10 protein-coding genes are annotated in these 11732 nt (G+C 39.3%); 9 read left to right on the top strand and 1 reads right to left on the bottom strand.

From position 1 onward, the window contains the following. The first annotated feature begins 50 nt into the window (after positions 1 to 50). Entirely contained in the window at positions 51 to 1424 is a 1374-nt protein-coding gene (gene murF / locus AB2Q86_RS04450; RefSeq protein WP_031669459.1) for a UDP-N-acetylmuramoyl-tripeptide--D-alanyl-D-alanine ligase, read from the top strand. Between the two features lie 66 nt (positions 1425 to 1490). Beyond that, the gene (locus tag AB2Q86_RS04455) at positions 1491 to 2204 is read left to right on the top strand and encodes a carboxylesterase (RefSeq protein ID WP_012581680.1); all 714 of its coding nucleotides are present in this window, start codon (positions 1491 to 1493) and stop codon (positions 2202 to 2204) included. Between the two features lie 11 nt (positions 2205 to 2215). Here AB2Q86_RS04455 and AB2Q86_RS04460 read toward each other — a convergent pair whose 3' ends face one another. Continuing rightward, complete coding sequence (locus AB2Q86_RS04460; protein WP_012581679.1) at positions 2216 to 3241, bottom strand: LacI family DNA-binding transcriptional regulator; 1026 nt, start codon at positions 3239 to 3241, stop codon at positions 2216 to 2218. Positions 3242 to 3485: 244 nt separating this feature from the next. Between AB2Q86_RS04460 and AB2Q86_RS04465 the strand changes: the two genes are divergently transcribed. From AB2Q86_RS04465 to AB2Q86_RS04495, 7 genes are read left to right on the top strand one after another with little or no spacing between them, the layout of a single operon-like run. Then, positions 3486 to 4805, top strand: coding sequence for an ABC transporter substrate-binding protein (locus AB2Q86_RS04465; RefSeq protein WP_003729449.1), 1320 nt, complete (start codon positions 3486 to 3488; stop codon positions 4803 to 4805). Next, on the top strand, positions 4802 to 5680 hold the full coding sequence (locus AB2Q86_RS04470) for a carbohydrate ABC transporter permease (protein WP_003721425.1): 879 nt from the start codon (positions 4802 to 4804) through the stop codon (positions 5678 to 5680). Before AB2Q86_RS04465 ends, AB2Q86_RS04470 begins: the two co-directional genes overlap by 4 nt. Then, on the top strand, positions 5667 to 6500 hold the full coding sequence (locus AB2Q86_RS04475; protein WP_003721426.1) for a carbohydrate ABC transporter permease: 834 nt from the start codon (positions 5667 to 5669) through the stop codon (positions 6498 to 6500). The genes AB2Q86_RS04470 and AB2Q86_RS04475 overlap by 14 nt, the downstream gene beginning before the upstream one ends. Before the next feature lie 15 nt (positions 6501 to 6515). Continuing rightward, positions 6516 to 8048: an alpha-amylase family glycosyl hydrolase gene (locus AB2Q86_RS04480; protein WP_012581677.1), complete on the top strand. Its 1533-nt coding sequence runs from the start codon at positions 6516 to 6518 to the stop codon at positions 8046 to 8048. Between the two features lies 1 nt (position 8049). Then, entirely contained in the window at positions 8050 to 8964 is a 915-nt protein-coding gene (locus tag AB2Q86_RS04485; RefSeq protein WP_012581676.1) for a DUF1861 family protein, read from the top strand. Between the two features lie 21 nt (positions 8965 to 8985). Then, entirely contained in the window at positions 8986 to 10053 is a 1068-nt protein-coding gene (locus AB2Q86_RS04490; protein ID WP_012581675.1) for a glycoside hydrolase family 130 protein, read from the top strand. After that, complete coding sequence (locus AB2Q86_RS04495; protein ID WP_012581674.1) at positions 10050 to 11723, top strand: phospho-sugar mutase; 1674 nt, start codon at positions 10050 to 10052, stop codon at positions 11721 to 11723. The genes AB2Q86_RS04490 and AB2Q86_RS04495 overlap by 4 nt, the downstream gene beginning before the upstream one ends. Positions 11724 to 11732 lie beyond the last annotated feature (9 nt).

Genomic DNA, 11732 nt, shown 5'->3' on the forward strand with positions numbered 1-11732 from the left:
GCAGTTTTCATATGCGGAAGCTGCTTTTTTATGGAAGAGAGAGATTTAATTTGAAAAAAACAGTAGGCGAAGTAGTAGCAATGTTAGATAGTTCCATCCATGTAGATACATTTCGCGATGTCGTCATTACTGGCGTTTGTTTTGACACAAGGCAAATAAAGTCAGGTGATTTATTTGTTCCGTTTGTAGGGAATGTGCGCGATGGACATGAGTTTGTGGGGCAAGCACGAGAAATGGGTGCTGTAGCTACTTTCTGGCAAAAAAATGTACCAAATCCACCGACGGATTTCCCGGTTATTTTAGTAGAAGATACTTTACTCGCGCTTCAAGAACTGGCGGCAAAATATATCCAACAAGTAAAACCAAAAGTTATTGCGATTACTGGAAGCAATGGTAAAACGACGACAAAAGATATTATGGCAGCGATTGTAGAAACAACGTACAAAGTGCATTATACTGGTGGGAACTTTAATAACCATATCGGCTTACCATATACGATTTTAACGATGCCAGAAGATACGGAAGTTGCTGTACTTGAAATGGGCATGAATCATCGTCATGAAATCGAAGTGCTTTCCAAAATTGCCAAACCCGATATCGCGATTATTACGAATATCGGCGAGGCACATATTGAATATCTTGGTTCGCGTGAAGAAATTGCCAAAGCAAAACTGGAAATTACTGCGGGGCTTAATCCAAGCGGGATTTTAATTTATCCACATGAAGAAACTTTGCTGCTAGGAAATATTAATGGCGATTTCAGACAGCTCACTTTTGGCAAGTCGGAAGCTGCGGAAATTTATCCGTTAGAAATTCGTGCGGAAGCGGAAGGCACTTCTTTTATAACTAATTGGGAGCCGGAGCTAGAAATTTTTGTCCCTATTATTGGTGAACATAATGTTTTCAACACAATGGCGGCGATGCTTGCGGCAAGAGAAATTGGAATTGAAGGCGAAAAAATTCAATCTGCGCTGAAAAATATGGAACGTTCTAAAAGTCGTTTAGAATGGATTACAACGAAAAGTGGCGCGCGTATTTTGAATGATGCTTATAACTCTAGTCCGACAGCGCTCAAAACGGTTTTAAAAACATTCATGCATATGGATTCGAGCGGCAAACCTAAATATTTGGTCCTTGCTGATATGCTGGAACTTGGCGATTTGTCGACAAAACTACACCAAGAATCAGCTGAGGTGTTAGAAAATGATACGATTCAGAAAGTTTTCTTATATGGTGATGCGATGAAAGCATTTGGAGAAGTAGCGGAATCGAAAATTGGTCAGGGAAAAGTTCATCATTTTGACACGAAAGAATCGCTTGAAACGGCGCTTCTTGCTGAAATAAAAGGAAATGAATGGATACTGGTCAAAGGTTCTTACGGAATGGGCTTGAAAGATGTGGTAGAAAATCTTATTATTAAGTAACGACTAAAATTGGACAGAACATATTACCACTTAAATGGTAATAATTTGGACAGGAGGAAAGGCATAATGGTTGCTTGTTTGTGTATTCATGGTTTTACTGGTTCGCCGTCCGAGGTGAAGCCGCTCGCTGACTATTTGCGAGAGCATACAGATTGGGATGTTTTAGCACCCACATTACCTGGCCATGATCACCTGCGCCACTTAAAGAATGTGACGTATAAAGATTGGATTGTTTTTGTAGATAGTATTTTAAGCCAAATGCTAAAAGAAGACGATGAAGTATATATTATTGGTTTTTCTATGGGGGGATTACTCGCTGGATGGCTCGCGAGACATTATCCGGAAGTGAAAAAACTAGTACTTCTGAGCACAGCCGTAAATGCAATGGAATGGCCGCAACTTGTCGAAAATTCCAAGCAAGTATTAACGGAAGCAAAAGAAGTCACGCTCAAAAACAGCCCAATGTTCAAACGTTACCAAAAGAAAGTAACGGAAACACCTTGGACTTCCACGCTACAATTCAAAAAAATGGTAGCTTTAGCAAAGCCAGTTTTTGAGCATATTGAAATTCCAACTTTTATTGCACAAGGCAGTGCCGACCAAGTAGTTCCTGCTGAAAAGAGTGTTAATTTCTTAATGGAAAGTATTCCTGGTCCAAAAGAATTATTTATTTTAGAAGGTTCGAAACACGTGATTTGTCAAGATGAACAAGCGGACAAATTATTTGCAGCTGTTTTAACATTTTTGCAAAAAGATGTCGCTATTTTAAATACCAAATAAAGAAAACCGATTCAGCTCTCGCTCGCTGAATCGGTTTTTTTATTTTCGCCAACAGAATCTCGGGCTATTAAATTAGTTGCAAGCGCCAGATGAACAAAACCTTCATCTGGTTTTCTTATGCGATTATACATCAGTTCGACAGCTTTCTCACCCATAAAACTAAGGTTAGTACACATCGTTGTCAGCTGCGGATTACTTAGTACAGTAAACTCGGTATTATCAAAACAAATAATCGATAAGTCTTTCGGGATATTATAGCCTTTCGATTGTAGGTAAGTATTGAGAATAAATCCAAGACCTGAGTTGACGCAAAACCAAGCAGTAGGGAGTTCGTCCAGTTCGTCTAAAGTTCTATACAATGTAGTTTGTTCTTCTTTGATGCGAGTGATGGCATATTTTTCGTTAAAAGGAATGTGATAGTACTGCAAAGCTTTTTTGTATCCTTCTAGTCGTTCTTCATAACTTGGAGAAAAAGTTACGTCACCAAGAAAACCGATTTTTTGGTGCTTATTTTGAATTAAAAATTCCACAGCCATAAAAGCACCGTCTTTGTTTTGACTAATAACTGCATCGGCTTTTAAATGCGGATCATGATGATCTATCAGCACTACTGGCATGCCGAGGTCGATCACTTTTTTACTATAATCGGTGTTAATATGCGACAGCAAGAAAATACCAGTCCAGTTCTCACTTGTAAGCTGCTCCGGCAATTGATTTGTTGCCGCTTCCTCATCCGTAACTGGAAAAATAATAAGTTCGGCTTGGTGGGCGATAATGCTTTGTTTCATATTATCAATAATTTCACCAAAAAAACTGCGCTGAGAAAGGGCGAAAGAAGTTGCTAAAAGCGCAAATTTTTCTTTGACAACCTCACGTGCGATTTCTCTTTTATATTTATAACCTAATTCATCTGCCATTTTAAAAACAGCTAGTTTAGTTTGTTCGCTAACCCCATTTTTATTGCCTAAAGCTTGCGAGACTGAATTTTTGGTTATATTTAGCCTGTCAGCAATATCCTGCATCGTAACTTTCTTCATGGTTCCCCTCCGTTTTCCTCTATTTATTCTATTATAGAAGTAAATTCACAAAATAGCAAAAATTTTATAATTAAAAAGTAATGTAGAAAGTAATTCTTTTTACTTTTGGTAGTAATACGTATAAAGCTTAATGATATTAGGTTTATTAAAAGTAATTATTGACATTACAAAAATGTAATGTGATAATGTAATCGTAATCAAGCGCTTACAATTACAAAAAAGTGGAATTAGGAGGATTATTGATATGAAGATTAGAAAAATTGCTATTGCAGCTCTTAGTGTTGTGGTTGCTGGGTCATTACTCACTGCTTGTGGTGGTGGGAACAGCAAAAGCGACGATAATGGTAAAACAAAAGTAACGTTTTGGGCAGCTCCAAATCCAACTCAAGTAAAATATTGGGATGAAATGGCGAAAGCTTACGAAAAAGAAAATCCAGATGTTACGATTGAAGTTTCCCAAATGAAAGAAAGCCCATCATCGGAAGCAACTATCCAATCAGCTATTGCCTCTAAAACGGCGCCAACAATGTCTGAAAATATCAATCGTAGTTTCGCTGCGCAATTAGCTGACAGTAAAGCGATTGTTCCTTTGAATGATGTAAAAGGACTTGATGATGTTGTCAAAGAACGAAACATGAGTGAAACAATGGATTCTTGGAAATTCTCTGATGGAAATCAATATGTGCTGCCAGTTTACTCCAATCCAATTCTTTTTGCTTGGCGGTTAGATACACTCAAAGAACTTGGCTATGATGCACCGCCAAAAACATATAGTGAAGCGCTAGAAGTTGGTAAAAAACTAAAAGCGAAATATCCAGATAAAGTGCTTTGGGCGAAAGGTGATTTATCTGATCCAACTGCTTGGATGCGCTGGTTTGATTTCTTCCCACTTTATGATGCAGCTTCTAAAGGAAATGCATTTGTAGAAGATGGCAAATTAGTAGCAGACGATAAAGCAGGAACAGAGTTATTAACATTTATGTCCGAATTACAAAAAAACAAATTACTTCTTGCAAGTAAAGCAACAGATCCATTTGAAACTGGAACAAGCATCATGGCAGATAATGGCCCGTGGACTTTCCCTAACTGGGACGAAAAATTCCCAGAACTTAAATATAACGAAAACTATGCAATCACAGCGCCATTAGTACCAGATAGCATGGCGAATGAAAAAAATATTGCTACATACGCTGATTCGAAAGGCGTTGTAATGTATGCACAAGCGACAGATAAAGAAAAAGAAGCAGCAATGGATTTCTTGAAATTTGTTTATAACGATGACAAAAATGACTTGAAATTCTTAGAAACAACTAACTTAATTCCTGCGCGTGATGATGCAACCGAAAACGAAACTTTCACAGCATTCTTTAAAGAAAATCCAGAACTCGAAGTTTATGCAGCTAATGTACCATATAGTATCCCTGCAATGGATGACGCGAAATACAATGACATTCAACAAATTCTTGGTGAAGAAGCATGGAATCCGGTTGTTCGCGGGGAGAAAAAACCTGCTAAAGCTTGGTCAGATATGAAGAAAGCGGAGGACGGGGTGCTTCAAAAATGAAGCGGCGAAATAACAAATTGGGCTGGTCATTTACCAGCCCGTATCTCATATTCACTGCGATATTTTTCTTAGTACCGCTTGTTTGGTCAATTTGGTTATCTGTGACTGATTGGAACATGATGAGTCCAGACATCAATTTTGTCGGCTTTGATAATTTTATTAAGGCATTCACTAGTCCGGCAGTAAAAGCAGCCTTTTTTGTAACTTATAAATTTTTAATTGTGTTTGTTCCTATGGCGTTAATTATTTCGATGATTGTTGCTGTGTTAGTGAACGGCTTGCCGAAATTTAAAGGACTTTATCTGGTTGCATTTTTCCTCCCGTACTTGTCCTCGGGTGTTGTTACTTCTCTTATTGTACAAGGTTTACTTTCTTATAATAGTGCGCTAAATGTGTTTTTACGCGGGCATTTTGGTTGGGATATTGATTGGCTGGGGACGCCGATGTCAGCGCTCGTTATTATTTCCTTGATGATTGCTTGGAAAATGTCTGGTTATTATGCACTTATTTTAATTTCTGGTCTTGCTAGCATTAATCATGAAATTTACGAAGCGGCAGCGATGGACGGTTCTGGTCGATTTAGAACGTTTTGGAAAGTGACTGTCCCGATGCTTTACCCAGCTTTATTTACCGTGATAGTTTTAGCGGTTGGCGTGAGTTTTGGTATTTTTACCGAAGTTTACCAACTGACTGGCGGTGGACCAAACTTTGCAACGAACACATGGCAAATGGAGATTTTCAACCAAGCATTTGTTAACTTGAATTCTGGTTATGCTTCAGCAATTTCTCTAATGGCTGCTACTGTAACGTTTGCATCAATTGGTGTTATTAAGAAAATGCTTGAGAAATGGGGTCAAAGAAATGGTTGGACATAATAGTAAAGCGGGTAAAATTGTTCGCTATATACTGACAACATTACTCATGCTGATCATGATTTATCCGTTTATTTATTTGGTTTTAAACTCATTTGCTGCTTGGGATCAGGTAGATAAAAAGTTGATTCCGACAGAATTCACTACTCGTTCGTGGGATTGGTTATTTGGGAATTCAGTCGTTGCGGCACCGGCGCCTTGGATTCATGCCTTTATTAATACAATTATTGTTTCCACCATTGCGACAGGCTTGATGTTGCTTTTCGGTCTAATGGTTGGCTACGCACTTGCAAAAGTGGATTTTAAAGGCAAAAAAATTGTTAACAATGCGATTTTATTTCAAATGTTTTTCCCGGCAATTATCTTGCTGATTCCGCAGTTTTTAATGATTACGGATTTTGGATTATTGGATACCTATGCGGGAATGATTATCCCAACGATGCTTAGCTTATGGGCTGTATTCATGTATACCAACTTTTTCAAAGCGATTCCAGACACATTAATTGAAGCTGCCAAACTGGACGGGGCAAGTGATTTGAAGATTTTGTTTCGGGTTGTGCTGCCAATGTCTAAATCAATTACGACCGTTATTTTCTTATTCCTTTTCACAGACAGATGGACGAATTTGCTTTGGGATATGCTTGTAACGAAGAGTGATGGAACGGTCACGTTGAATGTGCTAATCTCGCAAATGTTTGGACCGTATGCAACCTATCCAGGTCCAATGTACGCGGCTTCGGTGCTGCTAACACTTCCGCTAATCATCTTGTTCTTATTCTTCTCGAAGAAGTTCCAAGAAGGAATGCAATTTACTTTGAAATAAAAGGAGCGACTAAACTTGGAGTTTTGGCGTCGTAGTGTGTTTTATGAAATTTATATGAAATCATTTCAAGATAGTAATGGTGATGGTTTGGGTGATTTTAAAGGTTTAACGAGCAGATTAGATTATCTGGTGGATTTGGGAATTGATGGTATTTGGCTTACTCCATTTTATCCTTCACCACAAGTGGATAATGGTTATGATGTGTCTGATTACTGCGATATTAACCCGGATTACGGCGATATGACTGATTTTCGAGCGTTTATGAAAGCGGCAGATGCAAGAGGAATAAAAGTTATTATCGACTTAGTATTAAATCATTCGTCAACAGAGCATACTTGGTTTAAGGAGTCGCGTAGTAGTAAGACGAATCCTAAACGAGATTATTATATTTGGCGAGAAAAACCAAATAATTGGGAATCGTTTTTTGGTGGTTCTGCTTGGGAAATGGATGAACTTACTGGCGAGTATTACTATCATAGTTTTGCAAAAGAACAGGCTGACTTAAACTGGGCGAATGAAGCTGTTCGCGCAGAAATGGAGCAAGTTTTAGCGTTTTGGTTGAATGAGGGAGTGGCGGGATTCAGGTTAGATGTTATCAATAATTTAACGCTCGTACTTGAATTTTCGGATAATCCAGTCGCATCTGGTGAAATGGAGCATGTGTATGACCGTAATCAGAGTGGATTAGAACAAGCGTTAGAGGATATCGCTTCCTTTTGTCGAAAAGAGCGCGACGTGTTTTTAGTAGGCGAAATTAGCTCGGATAAATTACCTGAAATTGCGCGATATAGCTCGAAAAAAATGCTAGATGTCACGTTTAATTTTAATTTTGGCAGTGTTGATCAGTTAGATGCAAAATCTGTATTTACGACATTGAATGAGATGGAAACGGCATTAAACGAAGGGCAGTGGCCGACGCTTTTCTTTGGAAGTCATGATATGAGCAGGTTCAGAAGTCGCCTCGCATCTGGAGACTTAGTAAAGACCCAGTTGCTCGCATTTTTAATGTTAACTGCGAAAGGCGTGCCGTTTATATACTACGGAGAAGAGGTGGGTATGCCTGATTTAACGTTTTCTTCCGTAAAAGAGATGCGCGATATTCAAGGAACAGCGGCGTACTATCAAGCTTTACAAACTGGTACAGATGAAAAACAAGCACTCGAAATCGCTATTGAAAAAACGCGTGACAAAGCACGTGGGCCGATGATTTTTCCAGATGGAAAGCCATATACTCTAGGCGAGCCGTGGATTAAAATGGCGACTTTGCCGGAAGAAGAAGCACGGATGATGTGGGATTTTTATCAAGCATTACTCGCATTTCGTAAAGAAAATGATTTTAAAGAGATGGAATATACTTTTTTGAAGTTGGATGGAGAAGTACTCAGTTATCAGCGAGGTGAATTTATCTTTTTACTTCATTTTGGTGAGGAAGAGGTAACTTATCCGCTTCAGGGGAACTATCAGCTTGTTTTTGGAGAAGCAATGATGGTAGAAAATGGTATTAGAATGGGCGCGTATACTGGAATTGCGCTTAGAGTGGAGGAATAAAATGAATACAATCGAAAATTTGTTGCAAGTTTACCGGGAAAATAGTGCTGCGTTTGGGACACGTATCACGTTAAATGGTGCTCGCGACAAAGATGTATACAATATTACGGCACCATTTCATTGGCTAGGACAAGAATATATTGCAGGTCGAGTGGAGTCGCGTGATAGCGAGTTTTCGGAAGTACGCTTTTTTGAAAAAACAGAGACGGATATATATCAATTGGTTGAAAATACGACTGTTTTAGCGCTACAAGATCCATTTGTTACATTTGTTCAGGGTGAGCTGATTATTGGCGGAGTAGAAGTTTTCCCGAAAGAAACGGACCCGACTATGTTAGATTGGCGTACTAATTTATATCGGGCAACCTCGCTTACTGATTTTGAGCAAATTCTTGCCGGACCAATTGGGATGAAAGATTTGCGCATCAAAGAATTGGCAGACGGACGAATTTTAGTATTAACAAGACCACAAGGTGAAAAGGGCGGTCGCGGGAAAATCGGCGCAATCGTTATGGATTCACTAACAGAATTAACGATAGAGAAAATGGAAGCTGCACCACTTTTGAAACGGAATTTTTCAGGAGAGGAATGGGGTGGCGGAAATGAGCTTCATTTGTTAGAAGATGAGAGAATTGGCGTGCTTGGTCACATCGCTTGTTTTGATGAAGCAGGTAATCGTCATTATTATGCGTGTTCTTTTCAATTGAATGAAGATTTTTCTCAAATCGAGCAAGAAAAAATAATCGCCGAACGTGCTAATTTTGCCCCTAGTGAGCCGAAAAGACCTGATTTAGCGGATGTTGTTTTCAGCGGCGGTTTAATCAGAAATACGGACGGTACAGCTACACTTTATGCGGGAATTGGCGATTCTGATGCACAAAAATTAACAATTCCTGATCCATTTAAAAATAACTAATAGTAGGAGTTTTGAATAGAAATGAATATTTATCGTTATGAAGAAAACCCATTAATTACACCTTTGGACGTAAAACCAATCCATGAAGGTTTTGAAGTGATTGGCGCTTTTAACGCTGGTGTTGCCGAATATAACGGCGAAGTGCTTTTACTTCTTCGTGTGGCAGAAAAACCAGTCAGTGAGGATCCAGAAGTAGTCCTTGCACCAGTTTATAATGCGAAGAGTAAAGAATTAGAATTACAACCATTCCGATTAGATGATGAAAATTATGATTTTGAAGATCCACGAATGATTCGCAGCAAAGCAAAATTAGAAGGTTTTTCGTATTTAACATCGCTATCGTATATTCGAATTGCTCGTAGTAAAGATGGTCATCAGTTTACATTGGATGAAAAACCGTTTTTATATCCGTTTAATGAGTATCAGACATTTGGAATTGAAGATGCTCGTGTGACGCAAATCGGGGATACATATCACGTGAATTTTAGTGCGGTATCTGAGTTTGGTGTAGCGGATGCATTAGTGACCACAAAAGACTTCGAAAATTTGGAGTATCAAGGAAATATCTTTGCTCCTGAAAATAAAGATGTACTAATTTTTCCAGAAAAAATTAACGGAAAATATTATGCCTTACATCGTCCAAGTTTGAAAAGTATTGGTAATTTAGATATTTGGATTGCTTCTTCTCCAGATTTGCGCAGTTTTGGCGATCATCGTCATTTGCTTGGAATTCGTCCTGGTGAATATGATAGTGGCCGAGTTGGCGGCGGATGTGTGCCGATTAAAACAGAAGAAGGTTGGCTGATTTTGTATCACGGAGCAACAGAAGAAAACCGTTACGTAATGGGCGCGGCGCTTCTTGATTTAAACGACCCAACGATTGTATTAAAAAGAACGAAAACGCCTATTTTAGAACCAGTTGCCGATTATGAGAAAAATGGCTTCTTCGGTGACGTTGTTTTCGCATGTGGGGCCATTCAAGAAGGTGATACGCTACATATGTATTACGGCGTGGCGGATACTTCTATGGCGGGCTGTGACATGAAAATCAGTGAAATCTTACATCAGTTAGAAGTGGAAAACAAATGATTTGGCAACAACATTTGAACGCTTGGCAAAATGCCGATTTATCAGATGAGTGGCGCCGTGAATTAGAACAAGTGGAACAGGAGCAGGAACGATTTGATGGTTATTTAACCTTTGGGACTGGCGGGATGCGCGGTAAAATGGGCGTTGGCACGAAACGCATCAATCTATTTACCATTAGACGAGTAGCGAAAGGTTTGGGAGATTATGTTGTCGCAAACGGAGGAGCCGAAATGGGCGTTGCGATTGCTTATGACTCCAGACATCATTCGGGTGCTTTTGCGAAGGAAACGGCAAAGGTCCTGGCGGCGCAGGGAATCAAAGTTTATTTATCCGCTACGATTCGCCCAACACCAGCGCTATCTTTTTGCGTTCGAGAAAAGGGAGCATTCGCTGGCGTGGTAATTACCGCAAGCCACAATCCTTCCATCTATAACGGTTTCAAAGTATATGATAAAAATGGCTGCCAAATTACATTGGGTGTAGCGCAGGAAATTGCTGGCTATTTAGAAAACATAACGGATATCTTTACCATACCAGTGCGCGAATTAACCAATCCACTCGTTATGACGCTAGGAAAAGAAATGGACGATGCTTATTTAAAAGCTCTAACAGCAGTCGTTTCTCGCCCTAATTTACTTGCTGATTACGGGAATGAACTACGGATTTGTTACACGCCGCTTCATGGTGCTGGAAAAGAACTTGTCATGCGCGGACTTTTGGAAAATGGATTTTCGGAAACGACTATAATTGCCGAGCAAAGTGAGCCTGACGGGGATTTCCCAACAGTCATTTCCCCTAATCCGGAAGAAGAAAATAGTTTCGAACTAGCCAAAAAGCAAGCGAAAGAAATACAAGCCGATATTATTTTGGCGACAGATCCGGATGCTGACAGACTGGGAGTAGCTGTTTTAACCAAGCAAGCTACGTACCAAATTTTAACCGGAAATCAGCTAGGCGCATTGCTTTTACAGTATATTTTAGAAGCCAAAACGTCGGTAACTGGGGCGGATACGATGATTAATACAATTGTCACTGGGGACTTAGGTGGAAGAATCGCGCATGACTTTGGAATTAATCATATCCAAACGCTTACTGGATTCAAATACATCGGTGAAAAAATAGCCGAAATGGAAGGTACGGAAAAAAACTTCCTTTTTGGATACGAAGAAAGTTACGGTTATTTAATCGCGCCATTTGTTCGGGACAAGGACGCCGTGCAAGCAGCATTACTTACAGCAGAAATGGCCCTTTTCTATAAAAAAGAAGGAACAACACTTCTTCAAAAACTAACAAATTTATATGAAAAGTTCGGCTATCATAAAGAACACTTGCACACGATTACGCTAGATGATAGCGATGGAACTGCTAAAATGAATCAAGTAATAGACGCTTTGCGCAAAGAGCCAACTTGTATTCCCGGCATAACGGTTTTAGAGGACTTTCTAACGAGTAAGCGAATCAATCTTTCAACGATGGAAATGACAAACATAGAGTTACCAAAAGAAAATGTTTTAAAATTTTACTTAAACGATAACGCCTGGTTTGCAATACGTCCTTCTGGAACGGAACCGAAATGCAAAATCTATTTCCAAACAATCGGTGAAACAGAAGAAATAGCGACAAAAGCTATGGATGAGTTGAAAAAACGCGTTTTAGCCAAATGGGATTAATAAAAAGCT

It is taken from the genome of Listeria monocytogenes (genome assembly GCF_041765605.1).
GTDB lineage: Bacteria > Bacillota > Bacilli > Lactobacillales > Listeriaceae > Listeria > Listeria monocytogenes_D.